Here is a 25381-nt window from a genome sequence, read left to right as displayed (position 1 = left end):
TTAGATTATTGGACTGTTAGATTTTAGAAGTTTTAAGATTAAAGCTGAAATTCGTAATTCATAATTCCAAAATGTACGTAAACAATCCAAATATCAAATTGCCTGAAGACTCCAATACGGTAATTTGGAAGTATTTGGACTTGTCAAAATTTCTGGATTTATTGCTCTCAGATCAATTATTCATGTCGCGTTCGGATAAATTTGAAGACCAATATGAAGGTACATTCAGCGAGCCTACTTATGAAGAAATCAAAAAATTATCTGAAAACAATCCTGAATTTTTAGCCTATTACAAGTCTCATCGCGAAAAAGTCGTCGTTAGCAGTTGGCACATCAACGAATACGAATCGTTTGCGATGTGGCAAATTTTTACCCAAAACAGCGAAGGTTTAGCGATTCAGTCAACGATTGGTCGTTTACAAAAAGCTTTGGAAGCCGAAAAAAATTACAAACAATTTATCGGCGAAGTCAATTATATCGATTACAAAAAGGAATATATTCCGTTTGATGATATGTTCTTTCCTTTTTTATTTAAGCGAAAAAGTTTTCAATACGAAAGGGAAGTCAGAGTGATTTCAGATTTATCAGAAAACGATTTGAAGATCAATGAAGGTTTAAAAATAAATGTCGATATCAACCAAATGATTGAAAAAATCTACATTCATCCCAAATCTGAAAACTGGTATAAAAAGTTGGTGATTGAATTGGTTTCCAAATTAGGCTTTGACTTCGAGATTGAAAAATCTGATTTAGAAAGTGATATTTTAATCTAATAATTAAGGTAACGGATTAATTTCTGTAGCTTTCCATTCTTTGTCCAAAAGATTCACGAAGTAATAATGAAGTTTGTCTTCTTTATCGAATGCTCCGTTTTTATTAGTGTCTTCAATGGCTCTAAAATACAATCTGTTTCTGGAATCTATGACATTCCAATCAATCAATTCTTGAAAATCTGTGGAGACTTTAGTAAAGTTTTTTCCGGAAACATCACTTAAATAAAGTGATTTAATATCATTATTATTTACTTTATTGTCTTTATTGGTATCTAAATCTGCCAAAGTAAAAACCATTATCTGTTTTTTGGTTTTGTCTGCTATATTTTTTAAATAAGTCGCTGTTTCAATCAACACATTTTTATCGGTTAAACTATAAATAGTGTCCTGCCCTATTTCTTGAAACTTCAAATTTTGCAAATAACCGGTGATTTGGTATTCCCCATAATTAGAAACCGTATATCCGGTATTAGAATCATAAGAAGATTTTATACCTTTTTTGTCACTGGAAACCGTTCCGATTGGAAAGATTAAAAAATTGGTTCCTTCCATATTAATAGGCAAATCGGCGATTTCAATTAAAGTCGTGTCTTCCGGAACTTCGTTTTTAGCTTTTGAAGTTTCTTGGTAAATCACTTTGGGTTTTGGCGCTTCTTCTTTTTTACAACTTACCAAAGACAACGTTAAAACTAAGAAAATATAGAAAGTGTAATTTTTCATTTTGAAATAATTTGTACTCAAAAATAGTGATTTATTTCTATAATTTCGCGGTCAATTTCACATTGAAAACACGCGTTGTCATATAGTTTGGAATACCGTATTGATTTTTGGTATACACATCTCTCACCCAAGTATTAGTAATGGCATTTTGATTGTTGAACAAGTTGAAGATTTCAAAACCAATCGATAAATCCTGGAATTTCTTAATCCAATGTCCATCTGGTCTTTCGTTATTTCTTTCGGTCAATACATAGGAGAATCCAACATCGGCACGACGGTAATCACGCAAACGCGTTTGGTAAGTATAAGCATCAGCATAAGAAGGCGAACCACCAGGCAAACCGGTATTGTAAACCAAATTCAAGTACAATTTCATATTCGGTAAATTCGGCATATAATCTTGGAATAGGATTCCGAATTTCAATCTTTGGTCTGTTGGACGAGCTATAAAACCCCTGTCATTTTGATTTTCCTCTGTTTTCATATACCCAAAACTCAACCACGATTCTGTTCCGGGAACGAATTCACCGTTTAGTCTCATATCCAAACCATAAGCATAAGCTTCCGCATCATTATTGGCACGGTATCGAATCCTAACATTTTCTAGAGTATAAGTATTGACGTCTGTCATGGTTTTATAATAAGCTTCGCTAACCAACTTAAAAGGACGATTATTCATTTTAAAATTATAATCATTACTCAACACAAAATGAATGGATTGTTGTGCTTTCACATTCGGATTTACAATTCCATTTCTGTCTCGTAATTCGCGATACAATGGCGGTTGATGGTAAAAACCGGCTGCTAATCGGAAAATCATGTCGCTATCCCAATCAGGTTTTAGGGCCAATTGTGCTCTCGGACTAATAACCGTTTGGCTTTTAGCATTTGAAATGCCATCACCCGAAACGGTCCAATTGTGAAAACGCGTTCCGGCTGTAACCCATAATTGACTGTTGCCAATATTCGCTTTTGTATTCCATTGAGCAAAACCGGAAAGTCTGTCGATATCGATGAAATTTGTCGCTCTCACATTTTGGTAAGGCACTAATGGTCCGGTATATGGATTATAAGGTTGGTCGTTTGGCAAATCAAAATCCGGCGGATTTAAGGAAAAACCGGCTGAGTCAATCACTTCCCATTCTACTATTCGGTCGCGAATATTTTCACGAGTGTATTTGAAACCCCAATCGATTTGGTGTTTTTTGTTATTAATAAAATGCGTTCCTTTAACTTCAGCATTAATAAATAAAGCATCTAAATCGTTACGCGCATGGTTCAACTGACTTCCTACGCCTTGGCTAAAGGTAATTTCCCCTAAAGTTTCGGAACCGATATTAGTATCAACTTCTCCTAAAAAATATGCGGCATAAATGTCGAAATATTCTTGTTCCTGAGTGTGATAAACTGAAGTAATTAACCTGTAATTATTGTTTTCATTTTGGGTAAAAGTGGTTTTAAAAGCACCAAAAAGTGTTTGGTAACGGTCTTTTTCTTGTCCATCGTAAAAAATTTGCAAGGCAATTGGTTCGTCTATGGTTCCAAAATTAGTTTGGCGTGTCAAAGGCTGATAATTGTACCGGTTCTGCGATGCGTTTCCTAAGAAACTGAACTGCCATCTTTTATTAGGACTGAAATTCACATTGGTTTGCACATCCATAAACGTTGGTCGGAAATTGGTTTGTGTTTCCTGACTGTTTACGAAAAGGGAATTGTCTCGGTACCGAATTCCGGTAATGGCTGACCATTTTTTGTTTTTAGAAATGCCTTCTCCTGTAACACTTCCTCCTAGGAAACTGGCTTCCGCTGTAATCCCAAACTTGGTTGGCTTTCTGTAAGTGATGTCTAAAACAGAAGCCATTTTATCGCCATATTTAGCTTGAAATCCACCGGCAGAAAAGTCAACATTTTGAACCATATCGGTATTGGTAAAACTCAACCCTTCTTGTTGTCCGGAACGAACTAAGAACGGACGATAGACTTCAATTTCGTTCACATAAACCAGATTCTCATCATAATTTCCACCGCGAACGTTGTATCCTGAACTCAATTCATTATTGGCGTTTACACCGGCAAAAGTCTTTATAACACTTTCTACTCCGGGCATTGCACTGGGGTTTTTTCTAATGGTTTCAGGTTCGATTGAGGTTATTCCTTGCACTCTTCTTCGGCTGCTTGTAATTACCACATCTTGCAATTGTTCTGCTTTATCATTCATCATCACGTGAAACTCAAAGTTTTCACCTGGTTTCAACTGAAAAGTAGCCGTTATATTTTTTAAATTTTTATGGGTAAAAACCAATACCACTTTTTGGTTAGCGGGAACAGTTATTTCATAAAAACCGTTTTTATCGGTAGTAGCGGTTTTGGTTTGGTAACTTATGCTGGCGTTTTCAACCGGTCTGTTGTTTTCATCGAGTACGACTCCGGCGACTTTAGCTGTTGGGTTTTGTTGGGCAAAAGCGATGCAACTGAACGCAAAAAAAAGGAGCGTGAAAAAGAATTTATTTGTTCTCAAACTATAAAATTAAGGTTTTTGACTTCTAAAAAATTGTGTTTCAAAGATAGTAGAATTTCCAACATTATCCTTAACAACGACTTTTAAATCGTTTTTTCCTTCCGCTACTATCCCATCTGAAAAGCGATGAATTAGTTTTTTGGTTTTGGGTTCGTATTCTAATAAAATCCATTTGCCGTTGAGCGTGCCTTCGTAGCTTTTGATGCCCGACAAATCATCAGAAATGGTAAATATTAATTCGTTTTGCTGGCTAATCCATTGACCACCGATTTTTTTATCAATCTTAATTTTCGGTGGCATACTGTCTTTGAACAGTTTGTAATCTCCCAAATATTTGGAATAAACAGTAAACGAATTTTTGTAGCGTTTAGTATTGTAGTAGTAGACTTTTTTACCGTCAGTAGAACCAATAAACATTTTCTGTCTGTCTTTTTCTGCCGTAATACTGTCTTCAAAAGTAATTGTCATATTGACAAAAGCCGGCTCTAAATCATCATGCAAATGCAACAAACCATTTTTGACTTCAAAATCCATGTAGAAATCTTTTAGAAATGCATTGGCCGGAATGGAAACCGTCACATTTTCCATAGAAAAGACATTTTCTTTATTGGCTTTCACTAAATACTTAGACGTAATTGGCACTTCATCAACTTTGGGCGTCAAGACCGAATATTCGATTGGAATAAAAATCTTGGTCGTATTTTCATTAAAATCGGCAATCTCTATTTTGTAATTTTGAGTGAAATTAGCATTGACGGTAATAATTCCGTTGCTTTTACCGGATTGAATTATGCTCAGCGGAAATGGATTTTCAACAAATAGTTTTTGAACACGTTGTCCTAACTTTTTGTATCGGCTGTAATCAATTAACGCATTGATGTATCGGGTTTCGTCAAAAGCGAAAGTATCGAACTTATAACTAAAATCGTTTGTTCCATTTAAAAAAGTTTGCACGCTAAAAATACCGTTAGCGTTCCAAGAGACATCATCATAGTCGATGGCTGTAATTCCGAATCCAATTTTTCCATTGGCCATCACTTTCTCCGCTATAAAACTTCCGTCAGCTTGTTGTGAGATGCTGACTGCAATTGGTCTTTTTGATTGATTAACCACTGAATTTTTATCAAGTGGATAAACAAATAAACTATTCAAAATTGGTTTTTTCGTATCTTTAATAGCCGAATCAAATCCGAAACACAAAGGATTTATGATTTTTTCAGATTTTGTATCGCGAATTTCGAAATGTAGATGCGGCCCATCAGAACCGCCTGTATTTCCTGAAATGGCTATAATATCATCTTTCTTAATTAACAAATCAGTCGGTAAAAAAGCCAAGTCAATTTCGTAAGATTTGGCTTTGTATTGTTCTCTTTTAATTAATTTTTCAACTTCCCCAAAACCAGATTGCAAATGACCGTAAACTGAAGTGTAGCCGTTTGGATGAGTGATGTAAATGGCTTTACCATATCCGTTTTCGGCTATCTTGATACGAGAAACATAACCATCAGCGACGGCGTAAACCTTGAAACCTTCCTTTTTTTGGGTTTTGAAATCGAAACCTGAATGAAAATGATTCGGTCTTAATTCTCCAAAATTCCCCGAAAGTTGCAATGGAATATCCAAAGGAGAACGAAAATAGTCCTTCGGATACTGATTTTGTCCAAAAAGCAAAGCAGCATAAAAACAAAAAAACCAAATGCATTTCATGAAAAAGATATTTTAGCTAAGGTACAAAAAAGTAAGTTAAAATTTACGATTACTATTTTTTATTCGTAACTTCTTAAAAAACAAAATATTATAATTTCATTTAAAATCTAAGAATAAATAATTGTCAAAAATATTGTGCAAACAAAATAGAATCCTAACTTTGTAAAGTAAGTAATGAATAAAGTAATTTATGAGTGAAATTGCAGAAATAATTGATTCTGTTGAAAATAGGATTGAAAAACTTTTTATGAAAATAGACAGTTTGGAGAAAAATTCTATGGCATTAAGAACAGAATTACAAGAAGCTGCAACTATGATTCAAAAGCAAACTGACGAAATCAAAACACTGAAATCAGAATGTGAATCCCTCAAAATGGCCAATTCATTATTAGGCGGTGAAGAAAACAAAAGAGATACCAAGCTTAAAATAAATTCATTAATCAGAGAGATAGATTACTGTATTGCTCAGTTGTCAGACTAAAACATGGAGGATAAGCTTAAAATAAAGTTATCAATAGCTGACAGAGTTTATCCGTTAACGGTAGATATGTCGCAAGAAGAAGGACTCAGAAGTGCTTCCAAAAAAATTGATGCGATGATTAAGCAATTCGAAGAAAACTATGCAGTTCGCGACAAACAAGATGTATTGGCCATGTGCGCTTTACAATTTGCCTCGCAAGTAGAGCAAAAGCAAGTTGACAACGCCATTGATGGTTCAGAAACTCTGGATAGATTAAAAAAGATTAATGATTTATTGTTCGACTATCTCGAAAAAAAATAACGTTCTTAACATAAATTACAATACCGCCTACATTAGATTTTAATTGGTAAACTCAACACTAACAATTTAGAATGAGCAAATCATCGTTACTAAAGCATGCCACTTTTATCGTGGATCCTTGACCAACGAGTTAGCTCAAAACTTGTCCTTACGAGTTTATGCATTCACCTAATGTAGGCTTTTTTTATATATAAACCCTAACAAAAAACATGGAAACTATATTGATTATAATTGCGTTAGTCGCAGGAATCGGCGGAGGTTTTGGAATTGCAAAATTCTTGGAAAAAAGCAACGTCTCTAATATGATTAAAAACGCTAAAAAAGAGGCTGCCTCAATCTTAAGAGATGCCAACGTTGAAGCTGAAAACATCAAAAAAGACAAATTACTTCAAGCCAAAGAGAAGTTTTTAGAATTAAAATCGGAACATGAAAAAGAAATTCTAAACAAAGACAAAAAAATTGCGGAAGTAGAAAAAAGAACTCGTGACAAAGAATCTCAAGTGTCTAGCGAATTGGCCAAAGCCAAAAAAGTAAACGACGATTACGAAGCCAAAACAAACGAATACAACGCTAAAATTGAGTTATTAGACAAAAAACAACAAGAGCTTGAAAAACTGCACAAAAGCCAAGTAGAGCAATTGGAAGTAATTTCAGGGCTATCCGCCGAAGATGCTCGTGAGCAATTGGTAGAAAGCTTAAAAGCAGAGGCTAAAACCAAAGCAATGTCGCACATTCAAGATACCATTGAAGAAGCAAAATTAACTGCACAACAAGAAGCTAAAAAAGTAATCATCAACACTATCCAAAGAGTTGGAACAGAAGAAGCAGTTGAAAATTGTGTTTCTGTTTTCAATATCGAATCGGATGATGTAAAAGGAAGAATCATTGGTCGTGAAGGAAGAAATATCCGTGCTTTAGAAGCCGCTACCGGTGTTGAAATCATCGTTGACGATACTCCGGAAGCAATCATCCTTTCTTGTTTTGATCCGGTGAGAAGAGAAATCGCTCGTTTGTCATTACACAAATTGGTAACCGACGGTAGAATTCACCCGGCGAGAATTGAAGAAGTGGTGGCTAAAACTACAAAACAAATTGACGACGAAATTATTGAAGTAGGAAAACGTACAGTAATCGACTTAGGTATTCACGGCTTACATCCAGAATTGATTAAAGTGGTGGGTCGAATGAAATACCGTTCATCTTACGGACAAAATTTATTACAACACTCGCGTGAAGTCGCCAAACTTTGTGGTATCATGGCGGCCGAATTAGGATTGAATGTAAAATTGGCCAAACGTGCCGGTTTATTACACGATATCGGAAAAGTGCCGGATACCGAAAGTGATTTACCTCACGCGCTATTAGGAATGCAATGGGCTGAAAAATTTGGTGAAAAAGAAGAAGTTTGTAACGCTATTGGAGCGCACCATGATGAGATAGAAATGAAATATTTAATCTCACCTATCATTCAGGTGTGTGATGCTATTTCAGGTGCAAGACCCGGCGCAAGACGTCAAGTACTGGATTCTTATATCCAAAGATTGAAAGACTTAGAAAATATTGCCTTTGGCTTTAACGGCGTTAAAAATGCTTATGCTATTCAAGCCGGTCGTGAATTACGTGTAATTGTAGAAAGTGAAAAAGTTAGCGATGATATGGCTTCTAATCTATCATTTGAAATATCCCAAAAAATTCAAACCGAGATGACTTATCCTGGGCAAGTTAAAATTACCGTAATCAGAGAAACTAGAGCGGTAAATATTGCAAAATAATTAAAAATATGATTTTAAAATATAAAAAAAAGCAACTACAAAGTTGCTTTTTTTTGTTGGAATATATTCAGAATTGTTTCGCTAGTCATAGGTTTTACAATATAACCTTCAATTAAACACTTAAATTGTTCAAGCTTATCTGTATTAAAATAATCTTCTGATGAACTAACTATATATAAGGTTATTCGATCTAAAATCTCATTTGGTAAATCTTTCAATTCTTCCATAAACTGCCAACCATCAAGAACCGGCATGTTAATGTCTAATAAAATTAAATCAGGGAGATTTTCTTCAGTATTCAATCTTTCGTTTAATGCGCACAAAGCATCAAAACCATTCTCAAAAAAAGACGGATTGACTTGGATACTATTTTTTTCAAGTAGCTTTTTGATGATAAAGTGGTGTACCTTATCATCATCCACAACAAATAGGTTGTTGAATTTCATTTTAAAAACAGATTTGGGGATTATTGTTTTTGACCGTACAAAATTAAACAATAAATCCGATAAACTACTTTTTTCTCGGATGAAATGTATTAATTATTTGTGTTAAATGTTTTCTATCCAAGTGAACATAGATTTCTGTAGTCGTAATTGACTCGTGTCCGAGCATCATTTGAATTGATCGCAAATCAGCTCCATTTTGAAGTAAATGTGTAGCAAAAGAATGCCTCAATGTGTGCGGACTAATGGTTTTTCCCAAATTTATTTTGACCGCCAACGATTTAATAATCGTAAAAACCATAGCGCGGGTTAGCTGTTTTCCCCTTCGATTTAAGAATAACGTATCTTCAAAACCTTTGGTTACAACCATGTGATTTCTTGTAGATTCTCTATAAATTTTGATATATTTCTGTGTAGACTCGGCTATTGGAACAAATCGTTGCTTGTTACCTTTCCCAGTAATTTTGATAAAACCTTCTTCAAAAAATAAATCAGATATTTTCAAAGATACTATTTCAGAAACTCGTAAACCACAACCATATAAAGTTTCGAGCATGGCTCTATTACGTTCACCTTCAGCTGAAGATAAATCAATAGCACCGATTAAATTATCAATATCTTCTACCGAGAGCGTATCCGGCAGTTTTCTGCCAATTCTTGGTGATTCAATTAATTCCATCGGATTGTCGGCGCGAAAATCTTCAAAAACAAGATACGTGAAAAAGCTTTTCAGTCCAGAAATAATTCGGGCTTGCGATCGTGCATTAACCTCTTTAGAGACGGCATAAATAAACTGCTGAACTACTTCCTCGTTGATCTTTTCAGGTGCTATTTTGATGCCGTTTTCATTTAAGAAAGAACACAATCTTTCCAAATCAAAAGTATAATTGGCCACCGTATTTTTAGACAAACCTCTTTCAATTTTTAAGTAAGATTGAAAACTCTTGATATAGTTGCTCCAGTTCATGGTACAAATAAACGAAATATGGGCAAAAAAAAACCTCTCATTAATGAGAGGTTTTAAAAATATAATCTTTTAAACTGATTAGAATCTGTATCCTAAACCAATTTGGAATGAAGTAGTATTGATTTTAGCATCTAAATCAGTATCATTCAAATCTGCTAAACCTAAGTTATATCTAGCATCAAAGAACAAACCAGATGATAACTCATAACCGGCACCAATTCCTAAACCATAGTCTAATGATTTCAAATTATCTTTAATATCATCACCACCAGCTACAAATCCAAACTGTGGTCCTGCTTGAAGATTTAAACCTTCCATTACATAATACTTAGCCATAACTGGAATTCTAACAAAGTTTACAGCAGCATCTTTAGCACCTTCCATTGAGTACAACAATTCAGGTTGTACGTGGAATTTTTCAGAAATAGCGAAATCTACTAAACCTCCGATGTAAAAACCAGAAGTAGCATCTCCTTCAAAATCTCCAGTGAAATTAGAGTTGATGTAACCGGCTTTAACTCCAAATTTCATGTCACTCGAACCACCTTTGTCTTGTGCATTTGCAAAAGAAAAAGCAAATACAGCAGCGATAGTCAATAAAACTTTTTTCATGTTTGTTTAATTTTAAAATTAGTACAACAAATTTATAGTAATCTTTTTCACTCGTAAATACACCCGCCCTATCTTTTCAACAATGTTGTTAACATAAAAATATATTTTACATTATTGACAATCAGCTATTAAACAAAAAAACCACACTTTTCAGTGTGGTTTTGTGAATAAGTCAGTTATAATTACAGTTTGTAAATTAAACCAAAATTAATAGTTGACATGTCAAGACCTAAATTAAATCCTGTAGTTTTTTCAGCTCCATCACCTCCGTTATCGTTAGATGAATAACCAAAACCTCCCCAAGAAGAAGTAATAGCAAAACTATTAGATACAAAGTAATGTAATCCAACAGGAACATTAACACCTATAATTTTTGATGTTGAGTCAAATCCTTCAATCTCTGATTTAACAGAAACATAAGAAATATTTCCTCCTACAGAAAGAGAAAATTTACTCGCCGGTGTCCAAAAGTATTTTACTCCAGCGTTAATTCCAAAACCAGAATTCTTAACTTCAAAAAAATCTCCGTCTCCTGTCACATCCACTACATCTTTACCTGAAAGATAAGCTAATGAACCTTCAATAGCAAGGTTTTCAGAAAGGAAATAACCTAAACCTGGCGCAATTGTAAATTGATCTGTTTTGAAATCTCCAGTTTTTTCACTTGCGAAGTTAAAAGTACCTGATAAGTACAAATCACCTTTAGAAAATCCTTCTGAACCTTCTTTTTTGTCTTGTGCATTAGCAAACCCAAAAGCGAATACTGCAGCAACAGTTAAAATAATTTTTTTCATGTTTGTTTAATTTTAAAATTAATACAACAAAGTTATTGGTTTAGTTTAATAGGAATAATTAGGGTTTTTGTTGTTATTAACAAGGTTATTAACATTTTTAAATACCAAAACAGCTGTTCTTCAATAAAATAACTAAAAAATGAATATTTAGCTAAAAAACCATCAAATAAAAAGCAGCCCTCATTTTTGCCATATCTTTGTTTCATCGCTCAAAAATACAGGTGCAATAAATCTAAATTAATTCCGTTATATTAAAAAGTATATTATAAACACATGTTTCACTTTAATTAATCTGTTTATGAAAAAAGCAATTGGTTTATTATTTCTGCTAATGAGCATTAGTACTGTAAATGCTCAAATGGTAAAGTTCGGTTTAAAAGCCGGAGCCAACTTCTCTAATCTTGAAGGCGATAATGTTAGCGGTTCTACTTACACCAGTTTTCACTTTGGCGCTGTAGTAGAATTAAAGCTATTAGAAAACTTGGCTATCCAACCAGAATTAGTATATTCTTCTCAAGGCACAAAAATTGACAGCGATGCCTTTGATGACATTAATTACAACTACATCACCGTTCCGGTATTGGCTAAATTTTACTTAACCAAAAACAAATTGAGTTTTGAAGCCGGTCCACAATTTTCATTCTTAGTCAATGAAAATGTTGAAGAACAATTTGAAGGAGAAACATTTGATTTTGGCATAGCCGGTGGATTAGGTTACAACATCACCGACAACTTCTTTCTTCAAGCACGTTACATCGCAGGATTGACCGAAGCCTCCAGAAATGCTGAGGTTACCAATAGGGTTATTCAACTCTCCGTTGGCTTTAAATTTTAAAAATATATAACTTTACCATAAAACCGTTGCCCATTCAGCAACGGTTTTTTATTTTTACTAAAATTCTCTCCATGAAAATAGCCATCATCAACGGTCCTAATCTTAATTTACTAGGGAAACGCGAGCCTGAAGTATACGGAAATGAGACATTTGAATCTTTTTTTGAAACTTTAAAAAGCAAATATCATACACTTGAATTAAGCTATTTTCAAAGCAACATTGAAGGTGAACTAATCGATAAAATTCAGGCTGTTGGATTTACTTATGACGGTATCATTCTCAATGCCGCAGCGTACACCCATACTTCTGTTGGAATTGGCGATGCTGTTAAAGCTATCACAACGCCGGTAATCGAAGTACACATTTCTAATACATTTGCTCGAGAAACTTTTCGTCATCAATCTTTTATTTCTCCAAATGCAAAAGGAATTATTATTGGTTTCGGTTTAAAAAGTTACGAATTGGCTTTACAATCTTTTTTATAGTTTCACTGAGATTCACAAAGAAAAAAGAGATACACTGAGAAAAATGGAAATTAATCTACTAACTGAGAAAATTATTGGACTTGCTATTGAAGTACATAGACAACTTGGACCTGGATTACTTGAATCGGCTTATAAAGAATGTTTGTTTTATGAAATTAAAAAATCCGGAATTATTGTTGAATGCGAAAAAGCATTACCATTAGTCTACAAAGAAATAAAATTAGAGCAAGGCTATAGAATTGATTTATTAATTGAAAACAAATTAGTTATAGAACTCAAAACTGTTGAAGTTTTTACCGATGTACATTTTGCACAAATCCTTACTTACATGAAATTAGGGAATTATTCGACAGGCTTACTTATAAACTTTAATACAAAAATGCTAAAACAAGGAATAAAAAGATTCCGAATATAAACCTCTGTGAATCTCTTAAAACTCTTTGAATCTCTGTGTAATTATAAAATTCCACAGAGATTCACAAAGAAAAATGGAGATACACTGAGAGAAATGTAAATCTATCTAGTAACTAAAAAAGTTATTGGACTTGACATTAAAGCACTCAAAAATGCTAAAAAAGATTTAGAATATAAACCTCTGTGAATCTCTTAAAACTCTGCGAATCTCTGTGTAACAAATAAAACCATGAAAAAAAAACTACTCTCTGCCCTATTCTTATTCCTTACCACAATTGCTTTATCTCAAATCAAAGGCAAAATCACCGATGAAAAAGGAAATCCACTGCCTTTTGTAAACATCTTCGAAGAAAATACCTATAACGGAACCACGAGTAATGATCAAGGGCAATTTGAATTAAATCTTAAAACTGCCGGAAATCAACACACCATTATTTTTCAATATTTAGGGTATAAAACCAACAAAAAAACCGTAAGCATTGATAAAACACCTATTGTTTTAGACATTGTAATGATTGAGGAAAACTTCATTCTAAACGAGGTTGTCATTAATCCAAAAGACAATCCGGCCAATGAAATCATTCGGAACGCTATCAAGAGTAAAAAAGAAAATTCAGCCAAAACAGCAAAGTACACAGCCGATTTTTATTCACGAGGCATTTTTAGGGTTAAAAATTTACCCAAAACTATCTTAGGACAAAAACTCGATTTTTTTGACGAGGTAATCGACTCAACAAGAAGCGGCATTTTGTATTTATCCGAAACCGTCTCCAAAGTTACTTTCCAAAAACCAGATAAAATGAAAGAAGTCATTTTGGCTTCTAAAGTTAGCGGCAATGACAATGGTTTTAGTTTTAACGATGCTTCATCAGCCAATTTCGATTTTTATGAAAATTATTTAGAGTTTGATGCCAATGTAGTGTCACCCATTGCTGACAATGCTTTCAACTATTACAAATACCAATTTGAAGGTTCGTTTTTTACTGAAAACCGACAACAGATTAACAAAATTAAAATCATTCCTCGCAGAGAAACCGAACCGGTAATGTCGGGCTACATTTATATTGTTGATGATACTTATGCGATTTATGCCGTTGATGTAAGTTTTACGGGTAAGCAAATTCAAAATCCGGCTTTAAACACCTTGGCTTTGAAACAAAGTTTTAGCTACAACAATACCTCAAAAATATGGGCTAAAAACACCCAAACTTTAGATTTTGATGCCGGAATGTTTGGCGTGAATATCTCGGGTAGATTTACCTATGTGTTTTCCAATTTTGAATTTACGGAAAAATTTGAAAAGAAAACCTTCACCGCAGAAGTCATTCGATTTGAGGAAAATGCCAATAAAAAAGATGATGCTTTTTGGAACACCATTCGTCCGGTACCATTGACTTCAGAAGAAACTACCGATTACCTCAAAAAAGATTCGCTTCAGGAAAAGAAGAAATCAAAAGTATACTTGGATTCTATCGATGCCAAAAAAAATAAATTCCGCTTGATGGACATTTTGAATGGTTATAGCTATTCCAATTCTTATAAAAAATGGTCAATAAACTACAACGGACCAATGTTAAATACTTCTTTCAACACCGTTCAAGGCTACAATACCAGTATCGGCTTGTCTTACTTCAAAAGAAACGAAGATAAAAATACTTATTACCAATTTGGTTCGTCTTTGGCGTATGGCTTTTCAGATGAAAAGTTTAGACCAACAGCCTATTTCTCGTCTAAATTGAGCAACAAATCAAAATCTTATCTTTCTGTTTTTGGCGGAAATTCGGTGAATCAGTTCAATCGAGAAGAACCTATTTCTAAACTAATTAATTCCATAAGCACGTTATTTTTTAAAAACAACTTTATGAAATTGTACGAGAAGAATTATATAGCTGCTAATTTTTCAAGAGAAATGTTCAACGGATTGAACATGAGCTTGGGACTTGAATATTCTGAAAGAAAACCACTTTTCAACACTACCGATTACACTATCATCAAAAATGATGATTTATATACTTCAAATAATCCCTTATTGCCTTTTGATTTTTCAACACCTGCAATTGACAGACACAATTTAGTCAAGTTAAATGTTGGTGCGCGAATTCGATTTGGACAAAAATACATCACCCGACCGGATGGAAAATACAATCTCGGAAATGACAAATTCCCGACACTTTCTTTAAACTTCGAAAAAGGATTAGCAAGCAATGAAAGCCAATACAATTATGATAAAATTTCAGCCAGAACAACCTATGATTTAACGATGGGTAACAAGGGCCAAATAGCCTTCAACATCAAAGCCGGAAAGTTCTTTAATGCCGAAGGAATATCTTTTGTAGATTACCAGCATTTTAACGGAAACCAAACCCATGTCGTTTTTGGCAGTTCATACACCAATCAATTTAACTTTTTACCCTACTATTTAGCCAGTACCAACGACAGTTATTTTGAAACGCATATGGAATACAATGACAAAGGATTTATCATGAATAAAATTCCTTTGTTGAACAAATTGCAGTCAAAATTAGTTTTAGGATTTAAAAATCTAGCGGTTCCGGATAGAAATCCGTACCAAGAATTCTCAGCCGGTTTGAGCAATTTAGGTTTTGGGAAATTCAGAATTTTAAGAATCGATTATGTTCGCACTTACCAAAACGGTTATCAAGGCGATGGCGTGATGTTTGGCTTGAATTTCTAATCTGATTTTTATTTCAAAAAACATCATATCCAAAACGGAGTAACGTAAGGACAACTACAAAAAGGAAAAACTTTCTAATAAAGTCGTTTCCTTTTTTTATGGCCAATTTGGCGCCAACCCAACCACCGAGCGCATTACAAAAAGCCATTGGAATGGCAAAAGCCCAAATGATTTTTCCTTTGAGAATAAAAAGACAAATCGAACCAAAGTTGGTAGCCAAATTAACCATTTTAGCATTTGCGGAAGCGTGAAGGAAATCAAACCCTAAAATAGAGACAAATCCTAACACCAAAAAACTCCCTGTTCCCGGACCAATAAAGCCGTCGTAGAAACCAACCATAACACTTATAACAACTGCGTAAAGCATTTGTCTTTTAACAGAATGAGTTTTTTCTTGATGCTGACCGAAATTTTTCTTTCTAAAAGTATAAATCGCCAATCCAATTAAGACAAAAAACAACAGCGGTTTCATAAAGTCATTACTCACTACATTCAACAATGCCGAACCTAAAAAAGCCGAACAAAAAGCCAAAATCGCCATAATGGAAAGCAGTTTCCAATTCATCTCTACTTTCTTCAAATACTGAAAAGCAGCAAAACTAGTTCCGCTAAACGCCGGAATTTTGAGCGAACCTATAATGCTCGCTACTGATAAATTGGGCATCAAAATCATCGCGACCGGAGTTTGTATCAAACCGCCGCCACCAACAATCGCATCGACAAATCCGGCAAAAAAAGAAGCTATACAAAGCAAAACGATGATGTAAGTTTCCATAGGCTTAAAATGAATAGAGGCACAATTTGCGCCTCTATTTTCTATATTCTTTTCTCTGTTTTCTTAGATTAAACACGAACAATATTCGCTCCTAAAGCTCTCAATCTTTCATCAATCCTTTCATAACCTCTATCAATTTGCTCAATGTTTTGAATCGTTGAAGTTCCTTTGGCCGAAAGCGCTGCAATCAATAATGAGATTCCCGCACGAATATCAGGCGAAGACATAGTGGTTGCTTTTAATTGCGATTGGAAATTGTGACCCATTACTACGGCTCTGTGAGGATCACACAACATAATTTTGGCACCCATATCAATCAATTTGTCTACGAAGAACAAACGGCTTTCAAACATTTTTTGGTGAATTAACACATCACCATTCGCTTGTGTTGCAACCACTAAAACAATGCTCAATAAGTCCGGTGTAAATCCTGGCCAAGGCGCATCGGCTATCGTTAAAATAGAACCGTCGATATCAGTTTTTACGGTATAACCTTTAGTATGAGCCGGAATGTAAATATCATCGCCTTTTTTCTCCAAAGTGATGCCCAATTTTCTGAACACACTCGGAATAACGCCAAGGTTTTCCCAACTCACATTTTTAATGGTAATTTCACTGCGTGTCATGGCTGCCAAACCAATCCACGAACCGATTTCAATCATGTCCGGAAGGATTCGGTGTTCGCAACCGCCTAATTTTTCTACCCCTTCAATCGTCAATAAGTTAGAACCAACACCGGTGATTTTGGCTCCCATGGAATTCAACATTTTACACAATTGTTGCAAATAAGGCTCACAAGCGGCGTTGTAAATTGTAGTTGTTCCTTCAGCTAAAACTGCTGCCATCACGATATTCGCTGTTCCGGTTACGGAAGCTTCGTCCAATAACATGTGCGCACCTTTCAAACGGGTTTTGGTTTCTACACCGTAGAAATGATCTTCTCTTTCATAACGGAATTTCGCACCAAGATTAATAAACCCTTCAAAGTGCGTATCTAATCTTCTTCTACCAATTTTATCACCACCCGGTTTTGGAATATAACCACAACCAAATCGGGCTAAAAGTGGCCCAACAATCATAATAGAACCTCTTAAACTGCCACCTTCTTTTTTAAAGGCTTCCGTTTTTAAATAATCAATATTGACTTCATCCGCTTGAAACGTGTAATCGCCAACACCATTTTTTTGAATTTTCACACCCAAATTGCCCAATAAAACGATTAGTTTATTAACGTCAATAATATCCGGAATATTGGTAATTCTAACTTTTTCTGAAGTTAATAAAGCCGGACACAAAACTTGCAATGCTTCATTCTTTGCGCCCTGTGGTTGTACATCTCCTTTTAATTGGATACCACCTTCTATTTTAAAAGTTCCCATTCTTTATAATTATGAATTATAAATTATGAATCAGGAGTTTTGGTCGTTAAGAAATACATTCATAACTCATAACTCATAACTCATAACTATTTCTGATTGTTATTATTCTTCTTTATAAACGGTTTCTTCCCGTTATTATTACTCTTGATTTTGGCGTTTTGAGGCGGCATATTCTTGTTCGACATTTTCTTATTGGTTCGCATCAAATCATTAGTATTCAACAATTCTTCGCTGCTTTGCAATAAGTTTAACGTGCCTTCAGACAATTCGTATAAATGCTCAAAAATCACCGTATCGGTTACGGTGTCTTTATTCCAACTCAAATAAGATTTCTTCATGTGGTTGGCAATGACTTTGACCAAAGCATTTTTCATTTCGCCTTCTTCCCAACTGTTGGCCACATCAATCATGTACTTGATATTGTTGCCATAAAAACGGTATTTCGGATTTTTTTGTGGGTAAGGCAATCTTTCCGGCTTAAGATGAATTACATCTTTGGTCGGAATGGGATACGGAGAATCAACATCCAATCTGAAATCGGACATGATAAAAATCTGATCCCACAATTTGTGCTGAAAATCAGGCACATCTCGCAAGTGTGGATTCAAACTGCCCATCACTTGAATGATATATTTGGCCGCTTTGTTGCGCTCTTCCCTATCTGCAATTACTGTAGCTTGGTCAATCAATTTTTGCAAATGACGACCATATTCCGGAATGAGTAAATGTGGTCTTTCAGCATTGTATTCCAAATGGTGAACAACATCATTGGCATTCTCCTTTATATATTTCTCGGCCATCATAATGAAATTATTCCTTCTATGTTAGACACTTCGATGTATTTCTCGACTACGCTTTCCGGACTTTCCATCATCACGTTAACCGAAAGACTAGTGTATTTTCCCGTTTTAGATTGAGTAGTTTGAATTACAGCACCCAAATTGTCAAAAGCATTCTCCACTTCTTCAATCTTTTTCGGATCAGTGGGCACAATAAATTTGTACAAATATTCAGTAGGCCAGGTTGAAGTATTGTTCAGCTCTTCCCGTAATCGGGTATAAAATTCTTCTGTTTTCTTATCCATTCATCAAAAAATAAAAGCAAATATACAGTATTGATTTCAGATTTTACAGAAGAATTCCATCGGTTTTATTTATTTTTTTGAACGAAAGGTTCGGGCCGTTTCAGCAAGCCGTATTCCCGCTTTCCGTCTCGTTTACAACGAGACTCCAATCGGGGTTATTAGAGCAACTTTTCGCACTTTTGGCCACGACCGAAATAAAAACCAAAATCCCTTTCGGTATTCTGATTTGTTTCAATAAATTTGCGCCTTATTTCCAAAATCTTGAAAAAAGAACTCATAGTCATAACCGGCGGTCCCGGCACCGGAAAAACCACCATCATCGATGCACTTATCGAACAAGGTTATGCGTGTTTCCCTGAAATTTCAAGACAAGTCACTTTGGAAGCCAAAAAACAAGGCATCGAACAATTGTTTTTAGAAAAACCATTACTTTTCAGCGAATTGTTATTGGAAGGCAGAAGAAAACAACACCAACAAGCCACAGAAGATGTAGCCGAATTGGTATTTCTAGACAGAGGAATTCCGGACATTTTAGCTTATATGCATTACATCGGCGACAGTTATCCGGCATTTTTTGACCAAGCTTGCAGAGACCATACTTATTCCAAAATATTCGTACTTCCGCCTTGGGAAGAAATCTACGAAAGCGACGAAGCGCGTTATGAAAATTTTGAACAGGCGAAACTCATCTTCGATCACTTGATAGAAACCTACGAAAAATATGGTTACGAACTCATTCAAGTACCTTGTGGAACGGTTGAAGAGCGAATTCAATATATCTTAAGCCAACTTTCTTAGTACACTTTTGTTGTAACTGCAACTCAATCTTATTTTATACCTTTATACCATAAACTGAGTTAGCTCATAACTCATAACTCATAACTCATAACTTGGATAAAGCCTCAGAAATCCTTCAAAAATATTGGAAACACAATGCTTTTCGCGAACCGCAAGAAGCCATTATAGCTTCGGTTTTAGAAGGTAAAGACACTTTTGCATTGATGCCCACCGGTGGCGGAAAATCGGTATGTTTTCAAGTTCCGGGCATGATGATGGAAGGCATTTGCTTGGTGATTTCTCCGTTGATTGCTTTAATGCGTGACCAAGTGCAGAATTTGCAAAACAAAGGCATCAAAGCCATTGCGTTGACCGGCGGAATTCATTCCCATGAGATTATCGATTTGCTCGATAATTGTCAGTTTGGGAATTACAAATTCCTTTATTTGTCTCCAGAACGTTTGCAAAACGATTGGATTTTGGAACGTATTAAAAACCTTCCTATTAACCTTATCGCCATAGACGAAGCGCATTGTGTATCGCAATGGGGACATGATTTTCGTCCGGCTTATTTGAAGATTGTGCTGCTTAAAGAATTCTTCCCAAAAGTGCCTTTTTTGGCTTTGACTGCTTCAGCGACACCACGAGTTAAAGAAGACATCATTACACAATTGAAACTCAATACGCCACAAATTTTTACCAAGTCTTTTTACCGTGATAATATTGCTTACATGGTTTTTGAAACAGAAGACAAATTGCATTTATTACAACAGATACTATATAAAAATCCGCAACCGTCTATCATTTATGTAACCAATAGAAAGTCGTGTAATGAAACGGTTCACCAATTGGAAAGTCTGGGTTTTACTGCCACTTTTTATCACGGCGGTTTGTCTTCCAAAGACAAAGAAAAACACATGCAACTTTGGATGGATGAAAAAGTTCAGGTAATTGTCGCGACAAATGCTTTCGGAATGGGTATTGACAAGTCGAATGTGAAAACGATTATCCATTTACATTTGCCACAAAACTTAGAGAATTATTACCAAGAATCAGGTCGTGCCGGAAGAAATGGCGACAAAGCTTTTGCCATTTTATTGAACAATCCATCTGATATTTTACATGCCGAAGCGCAATTCATCAGTGTTTTACCTGACAAAGCATTTTTGAATTTGGTGTTTTCTAAATTGTGCACTTACTTTCAAATCGCTTATGGTGAAGGCATTGATGAGCAATTTAGTTTTAACCTGAATCATTTTTGCACCAAATACAGTTTCCCGACTTTAAAAACTTATAATGCATTGCAGTTTTTGGACCGACAAGGCATCATTACTTTATCTCAAGAATTCTCAGAGAAAATCACTTTGCAATTTATCATTCCGTCCAAAGAAGTGATTCGCTATATGAGTTTGAATCCGAATGACGAGGAAATTCTGTTAACAATGTTGCGCACTTATCCCGGAATTTACGATATGCAAACTGCTTTTAATTTGTCACTAATTGCCAAAAAATCAAATCATACGGAAAACAGTGTGTTATCGCTTTTGCAAAAATTAAAAGAGAAAGACATTATCGAAATGGTAGCCAAGAACAATGATGCGACAATTACTTTGAATGAAGTTCGCGAAGATGAACGCACCATCAACCGCGTTTCAAAATATTTGGAAGCGCAGAACAAATTAAAAACAGAACAACTCCAGGCCGTATTATATTATAGTAAAGACACTAAATCTTGCAAGAATAAATTGCTGATGCAGTATTTTGGTGAAAGCCTAAAAGAAGATTGCGGCATTTGCTCCTATTGTATTGCTAAAAATAAAAAGAAACAAAATCCGGAAACGGTTTCCGAGAAAATTGTGGAATTATTAAGAATGCAAGATTTCAATTCGAGAGATATTCAAAAGTTGACCAAACTTCCGAAAGACGATGTTATCTTTGCGTTACAAAAGTTGTTGGAAGAAGAAACCATCAGCATCAAATCGAATAATTTATACTCCTTAAAATAAGCATGGAAAAGTTACGCATCGTTTTTATGGGAACGCCAGAGTTTGCCGTTGGCATTTTGGACACCATTATTAAAAATAATTACGAAGTTGTCGGAGTCATTACTGCTGTCGATAAACCGGCCGGTCGTGGCCAAAAGATAAAATATTCGGCCGTGAAAGAATATGCATTGGAAAACAATTTAAGATTATTACAACCATCCAATTTAAAAGAAGAAACTTTTTTGGCAGAATTACAAAGTTTGAATGCTAATTTACAAGTTGTGGTTGCGTTTAGAATGTTGCCTGAAGTGGTTTGGCGTATGCCGAAATTGGGAACATTTAATCTTCACGCCTCTTTGTTGCCAAACTACCGTGGCGCTGCGCCAATCAATTGGGCTATTATTAACGGAGAAACCAAAACCGGTGTGACTACTTTCTTTATCGATGACAAAATTGATACCGGCGCAATGATCTTGAGTAAAGAAATCGGAATCAGTTCAGAGGAAAATGCAGGTGAATTGCATGATCGTTTAATGCTATTAGGAAGCGATGCCGTTGTAGAAACTTTATCTTTAATAGAAAAAGGAAATGTAAGAACTACTATCCAAATTGATAATTCAGAAATAAAAACCGCATATAAACTCAATCGTGAAAACTGCAAAGTAGATTGGAGCAAGTCTGCTACTGAGATTCATAATTTAATACGAGGTTTATCGCCTTATCCATCGGCTTGGTGTTTCTTTAAAGACAATAACGAAGAATGGAATGTAAAACTGTATGAGGCAAAAATCATTTTGGAAGAACATAATTTTTCTACCGGTCAAATTATCACTAACAAAAAAGAGATTAAAGTGGCGGTCAAAGATGGTTTTGTCCAAATAAAAAGTTTACAATTACCGGGGAAGAAAAAAATGTTGGCTCATGAGTTGTTAAACGGCGTTACGTTTTCTGAAAGAGCGCAAGCAGAATAAGGTCTCAAGAGGATTTTGATTGGAAAAATCGATGAATAGCTCTGGTTTATCAACAAAAGCCCGAAGTTATCAACAAAAACTTGAAAAAAACGCTAAAACGCTTGTGTGGTAAGGAATTCCTATTAAATTTGTTATCATTAACAGAATGTTTAACCAACAATTAATAACTAACATTATGAACAAATCAGAATTAATCGATGCAATTGCAGCTGACGCTGGAATCACAAAAGCTGCTGCAAAACTAGCTTTAGAATCATTTTTAGGAAATGTAGGTGGTACTTTGAAAAAAGGTGGAAGAGTATCTTTAGTAGGATTCGGTTCTTGGTCAGTATCTAAAAGAGCTGCAAGAGACGGAAGAAATCCTCAAACAGGAAAAACTATCAAAATCGCTGCTAAAAATGTAGTTAAATTCAAAGCTGGTGCTGAATTAGACGGAGCAGTAAACTAATAAATTAGTTCTTCTGATATACGAAAACCATCCTGAATAATCGGGATGGTTTTTTTGTTTTTATAACAATCATTTGGATTTCTAATTTTTTTTCCCCAACTTTAATAAAAATTAACTGGAAATGATTTCGGAAAAATTGCAAAAAGGTCAATTATTAATAGCGGAGCCATCTATTATAGGTGATTTATCTTTTAATAGATCTGTAATTTTATTGGCCGACCACAACGAAGAAGGCTCGGTCGGGTTCATTTTAAACAAACCTTTAAAATACAACATCAAAGATTTAATCCCTGAGATTGATGCCAAATTTAGAATCTATAATGGCGGTCCTGTGGAACAAGATAATTTGTATTTTATACACAATGTACCTCACTTAATTCCGAACAGTATTGAAATATCCAATGGGATTTTTTGGGGTGGCGACTTCGAGTTAACCAAAGACTTAATTAATAAAGGATTGGTAAAGAAGAAAAACATTCGCTTCTTTTTAGGCTACACCGGTTGGGATTCAGAACAACTAGAGACTGAAATGCAGTCGAGTTCTTGGATTTTGACGAAGAATATTTATGAAAACAAAATTTTAGGAAAAGCTTCTACTCATTTTTGGAAAGAAAAAATCATTGAATTAGGTGGAGAATACTTGATTTGGTCCAACGCTCCTGAAAATCCTATCTTAAACTAAACAGCAATCGCTTGATTTAGTTTTGCTAATATTCTTTTAGCCATTTTAGTTTCAAATTCCTTTTTCCGATATTTTGTTATTGGTTGAATACCAATAATCACATTAGTAATAAATAACTCATCCGCTTTTTGTAAATCAAAAGGAGAAATCTCTTTTTCTACTACCTCAATATTTTCAAATTCTTTTGTCAATTTTAGGACTTGTTTTCTCATGATGCCATTCAAACATCCTTCAGAGATTGGCGGTGTAATCAATTGATTATTCATCAACATAAATAGATTTCCATTAGTGGCTTCAATTACATTTTTGTCTTCATTGATTAACAAACAAGAATCCAATTGGTTTTCTTGGGCAAAAATACTGGCGGTGATTTGAATGATTTTATTATTGGTCTTGAGCGTCGAAAGCAATTGTTTTGTAACCACAAAATCTTTATACAAATCGACTTCAAAAGATTTATCGGCAATTGAATATTCTTTATTCTTTAACTCACTCGCCTGAATTACAAACGAAACCGAATTGTCTGTTGGCGAGTAAAATCCGCCTTCATTTCTAAAAACCGTTAATCTGACACGTGCAGAATCTTGAATTTTTTGTTGATTTACCAGAGTTAAAATCTGATTTTCAAGATATTCTAAAGTAAACAACATTGGGATTTGCATTCTGATAATTCGCATTGAAGCCAATAACCTGAAATAATGGTCTTCAAAAAATAAAATTTTATTATCAACTACTTTCAAAGTTTCAAAAACGCCATCGCCATATAGAAATGATCGATTGGAAACCGATAGTTGCAATTCAGAATTTAGGATATCACCGTTAAAATTTACCATAAAAAAAGTCCCGTTTTTAGCGGGACAAATATACTGTAATAAAAATATTTATATAGAACCTATTACGTGTTTTAAGTCGGAAACTTGATTTTCCCACAAAAGTTTAGACTCTTCCAATTCATCTTCAACAGCATAATCTACTACCATTAAAGAGACATCCTTAGTGATTTCATCCTCTAAAATCCTCAATTCAAAGTAATACTCAGTATCTTTTTTATTGTCATCAACCCATTTAAACTTCACTTTCTCACCGGTTTTTTTTGAAGCCAATCGTGCATTTTCTTCTGCACCATCCCAAATAAAGGTAAAAAATTCACCTCTGGAATTTACATTATCAGCAAACCACTCTTGTAATCCTGAAGGTGTTGATATATATTGATACAATAATTGAGGAGAAGAATTCAAAGGAAACTCAAGCTCGTAGCGAATTTTACTATCCATGATGCAACAAATTTTTTGGAAATATATAGAATATAAAATCAAAAAAAAAACGTTTTTTGAAAATAAAAAAAATAACGCTTATTAGTTTGCACCCATTAATTTTAATTTTATATTTGCACCCGCATTCAGGGAATGCCTTCAGAAAGGCGAGGTAGCTCAGTCGGTTAGAGCGCAGGATTCATAACCCTGAGGTCACGGGTTCAACTCCCGTCCTCGCTACTTAAAAATCAAGGTTTTAGATTTATTTCTAAAACCTTTTTTATTTGGAGTGACTTTTAAGAGTGCCTTTTAATACTCCAAAGAATTTAATTTTAAGGATCAGCTTTGATATTCAGATAAAATTGAACTGTGAACACCACAATCATATTGCACTTTTCGGCTCTAATAAAGTTTAAATTCATTTCTTTTTATTACCCTTTTTAATTTCTACATAAAAACACATTTACAAGGTTTGCGCTTTCTCAAATTAGCTTATAGGAAAATGCTTGTA

26 protein-coding genes, 1 tRNA gene and 1 other RNA gene are annotated in these 25381 nt (G+C 34.7%); 15 read left to right on the top strand and 13 right to left on the bottom strand.

Annotated elements, in window-relative coordinates:
* Positions 1-71 precede the first annotated feature (71 nt).
* On the top strand, positions 72-773 hold the full coding sequence (locus ACK4R1_RS05930; protein WP_409684630.1) for a hypothetical protein: 702 nt from the start codon (positions 72-74) through the stop codon (positions 771-773).
* A 3-nt stretch (positions 774-776) separates the two neighbouring features.
* Here ACK4R1_RS05930 and ACK4R1_RS05925 read toward each other — a convergent pair whose 3' ends face one another.
* The 3 genes from ACK4R1_RS05925 to ACK4R1_RS05915 are packed head-to-tail and all read right to left on the bottom strand — an operon-like array spanning position 777 to position 5718.
* The gene (locus ACK4R1_RS05925) at positions 777-1493 is read right to left on the bottom strand and encodes a hypothetical protein (protein ID WP_409684629.1); all 717 of its coding nucleotides are present in this window, start codon (positions 1491-1493) and stop codon (positions 777-779) included.
* A 37-nt stretch (positions 1494-1530) separates the two neighbouring features.
* Positions 1531-4011, bottom strand: a complete 2481-nt coding sequence (locus tag ACK4R1_RS05920) for a carboxypeptidase-like regulatory domain-containing protein (protein WP_409684627.1) — start codon at positions 4009-4011, stop codon at positions 1531-1533.
* A 9-nt stretch (positions 4012-4020) separates the two neighbouring features.
* The gene (locus ACK4R1_RS05915; RefSeq protein ID WP_409684625.1) at positions 4021-5718 is read right to left on the bottom strand and encodes a M23 family metallopeptidase; all 1698 of its coding nucleotides are present in this window, start codon (positions 5716-5718) and stop codon (positions 4021-4023) included.
* A 190-nt stretch (positions 5719-5908) separates the two neighbouring features.
* On the opposite strand from ACK4R1_RS05915, the gene ACK4R1_RS05910 reads away from it, so the two are divergent.
* From ACK4R1_RS05910 to rny, 4 genes are all read left to right on the top strand, one after another.
* A complete protein-coding gene (locus ACK4R1_RS05910) occupies positions 5909-6199 on the top strand; it encodes a hypothetical protein (protein ID WP_409684623.1) in 291 nt (96 codons plus the stop codon).
* Between the two features lie 3 nt (positions 6200-6202).
* A complete protein-coding gene (locus ACK4R1_RS05905) occupies positions 6203-6499 on the top strand; it encodes a cell division protein ZapA (RefSeq protein WP_409684621.1) in 297 nt (98 codons plus the stop codon).
* Positions 6500-6549: 50 nt separating this feature from the next.
* Positions 6550-6657, top strand: a non-coding RNA gene (gene ssrS / locus ACK4R1_RS05900) — 6S RNA.
* 51 nt (positions 6658-6708) lie between these two features.
* On the top strand, positions 6709-8271 hold the full coding sequence (gene rny, locus ACK4R1_RS05895; protein ID WP_409684619.1) for a ribonuclease Y: 1563 nt from the start codon (positions 6709-6711) through the stop codon (positions 8269-8271).
* A 35-nt stretch (positions 8272-8306) separates the two neighbouring features.
* Here the strand turns inward: rny and ACK4R1_RS05890 are convergent, their stop codons facing one another.
* From ACK4R1_RS05890 to ACK4R1_RS05875, 4 genes are all read right to left on the bottom strand, one after another.
* A complete protein-coding gene (locus tag ACK4R1_RS05890; RefSeq protein ID WP_409684617.1) occupies positions 8307-8717 on the bottom strand; it encodes a response regulator in 411 nt (136 codons plus the stop codon).
* A gap of 64 nt (positions 8718-8781) precedes the next feature.
* Positions 8782-9681, bottom strand: a complete 900-nt coding sequence (gene xerD / locus ACK4R1_RS05885) for a site-specific tyrosine recombinase XerD (RefSeq protein WP_409684615.1) — start codon at positions 9679-9681, stop codon at positions 8782-8784.
* 78 nt (positions 9682-9759) lie between these two features.
* Positions 9760-10293 carry a porin family protein gene (locus ACK4R1_RS05880; protein WP_409684613.1) on the bottom strand — a complete coding sequence of 178 codons (534 nt, stop codon included), beginning with the start codon at positions 10291-10293 and terminating at the stop codon, positions 9760-9762.
* 182 nt (positions 10294-10475) lie between these two features.
* Entirely contained in the window at positions 10476-11087 is a 612-nt protein-coding gene (locus tag ACK4R1_RS05875) for an outer membrane beta-barrel protein (protein ID WP_409684611.1), read from the bottom strand.
* Between the two features lie 298 nt (positions 11088-11385).
* Between ACK4R1_RS05875 and ACK4R1_RS05870 the strand changes: the two genes are divergently transcribed.
* The 4 genes from ACK4R1_RS05870 to ACK4R1_RS05855 all read left to right on the top strand — a co-directional run bounded on the left by ACK4R1_RS05870 (position 11386) and on the right by ACK4R1_RS05855 (position 15516).
* Complete coding sequence (locus ACK4R1_RS05870; RefSeq protein WP_409684610.1) at positions 11386-11922, top strand: porin family protein; 537 nt, start codon at positions 11386-11388, stop codon at positions 11920-11922.
* A gap of 71 nt (positions 11923-11993) precedes the next feature.
* A complete protein-coding gene (aroQ, locus tag ACK4R1_RS05865; protein WP_409684608.1) occupies positions 11994-12407 on the top strand; it encodes a type II 3-dehydroquinate dehydratase in 414 nt (137 codons plus the stop codon).
* A gap of 43 nt (positions 12408-12450) precedes the next feature.
* The gene (locus ACK4R1_RS05860; protein WP_409684606.1) at positions 12451-12822 is read left to right on the top strand and encodes a GxxExxY protein; all 372 of its coding nucleotides are present in this window, start codon (positions 12451-12453) and stop codon (positions 12820-12822) included.
* A 228-nt stretch (positions 12823-13050) separates the two neighbouring features.
* On the top strand, positions 13051-15516 hold the full coding sequence (locus ACK4R1_RS05855) for a DUF5686 and carboxypeptidase regulatory-like domain-containing protein (protein ID WP_409684605.1): 2466 nt from the start codon (positions 13051-13053) through the stop codon (positions 15514-15516).
* A gap of 13 nt (positions 15517-15529) precedes the next feature.
* Here ACK4R1_RS05855 and ACK4R1_RS05850 read toward each other — a convergent pair whose 3' ends face one another.
* The 4 genes from ACK4R1_RS05850 to ACK4R1_RS05835 all read right to left on the bottom strand — a co-directional run bounded on the left by ACK4R1_RS05850 (position 15530) and on the right by ACK4R1_RS05835 (position 18754).
* Positions 15530-16291, bottom strand: a complete 762-nt coding sequence (locus ACK4R1_RS05850) for a sulfite exporter TauE/SafE family protein (RefSeq protein ID WP_409684603.1) — start codon at positions 16289-16291, stop codon at positions 15530-15532.
* A gap of 68 nt (positions 16292-16359) precedes the next feature.
* Positions 16360-17670 (bottom strand): UDP-N-acetylglucosamine 1-carboxyvinyltransferase, encoded by a 1311-nt coding sequence (gene murA, locus ACK4R1_RS05845; RefSeq protein ID WP_409684601.1) that lies wholly within the window; start codon positions 17668-17670, stop codon positions 16360-16362.
* Between the two features lie 86 nt (positions 17671-17756).
* Positions 17757-18470 (bottom strand): DUF4290 domain-containing protein, encoded by a 714-nt coding sequence (locus tag ACK4R1_RS05840; RefSeq protein ID WP_409684817.1) that lies wholly within the window; start codon positions 18468-18470, stop codon positions 17757-17759.
* Complete coding sequence (locus ACK4R1_RS05835) at positions 18470-18754, bottom strand: DUF493 family protein (protein ID WP_121314908.1); 285 nt, start codon at positions 18752-18754, stop codon at positions 18470-18472. The genes ACK4R1_RS05840 and ACK4R1_RS05835 overlap by 1 nt, the downstream gene beginning before the upstream one ends.
* Before the next feature lie 261 nt (positions 18755-19015).
* Between ACK4R1_RS05835 and ACK4R1_RS05830 the strand changes: the two genes are divergently transcribed.
* The 5 genes from ACK4R1_RS05830 (at position 19016) to ACK4R1_RS05810 (ending at position 23617) form a co-directional block, all read left to right on the top strand.
* On the top strand, positions 19016-19552 hold the full coding sequence (locus ACK4R1_RS05830) for an AAA family ATPase (protein ID WP_409684599.1): 537 nt from the start codon (positions 19016-19018) through the stop codon (positions 19550-19552).
* A gap of 92 nt (positions 19553-19644) precedes the next feature.
* Positions 19645-21537: an ATP-dependent DNA helicase RecQ gene (locus ACK4R1_RS05825; protein WP_409684597.1), complete on the top strand. Its 1893-nt coding sequence runs from the start codon at positions 19645-19647 to the stop codon at positions 21535-21537.
* A gap of 2 nt (positions 21538-21539) precedes the next feature.
* Complete coding sequence (gene fmt / locus ACK4R1_RS05820; protein WP_409684595.1) at positions 21540-22487, top strand: methionyl-tRNA formyltransferase; 948 nt, start codon at positions 21540-21542, stop codon at positions 22485-22487.
* Positions 22488-22662: 175 nt separating this feature from the next.
* Positions 22663-22935, top strand: coding sequence for an HU family DNA-binding protein (locus ACK4R1_RS05815; protein ID WP_121314922.1), 273 nt, complete (start codon positions 22663-22665; stop codon positions 22933-22935).
* A 121-nt stretch (positions 22936-23056) separates the two neighbouring features.
* On the top strand, positions 23057-23617 hold the full coding sequence (locus tag ACK4R1_RS05810; RefSeq protein WP_409684593.1) for a YqgE/AlgH family protein: 561 nt from the start codon (positions 23057-23059) through the stop codon (positions 23615-23617).
* Here the strand turns inward: ACK4R1_RS05810 and ACK4R1_RS05805 are convergent.
* Together ACK4R1_RS05805 and ACK4R1_RS05800 are read right to left on the bottom strand one after the other, a co-directional pair.
* Positions 23614-24450: an aminotransferase class IV gene (locus ACK4R1_RS05805; RefSeq protein ID WP_409684591.1), complete on the bottom strand. Its 837-nt coding sequence runs from the start codon at positions 24448-24450 to the stop codon at positions 23614-23616. The two genes, ACK4R1_RS05810 and ACK4R1_RS05805, sit on opposite strands and share 4 nt — an antisense overlap.
* 48 nt (positions 24451-24498) lie before the next feature.
* On the bottom strand, positions 24499-24891 hold the full coding sequence (locus tag ACK4R1_RS05800) for an START-like domain-containing protein (protein WP_409684589.1): 393 nt from the start codon (positions 24889-24891) through the stop codon (positions 24499-24501).
* 145 nt (positions 24892-25036) lie between these two features.
* Between ACK4R1_RS05800 and ACK4R1_RS05795 the strand changes: the two genes are divergently transcribed.
* Positions 25037-25110 (top strand) — tRNA-Met (locus ACK4R1_RS05795).
* Positions 25111-25381 lie beyond the last annotated feature (271 nt).

Origin of the sequence: Flavobacterium sp. (assembly GCF_046293665.1) — a bacterium.
GTDB lineage: Bacteria > Bacteroidota > Bacteroidia > Flavobacteriales > Flavobacteriaceae > Flavobacterium.
Note: the sequence above shows the minus strand (reverse complement) of the source record. Positions and strands in the feature narration are given on the sequence as shown.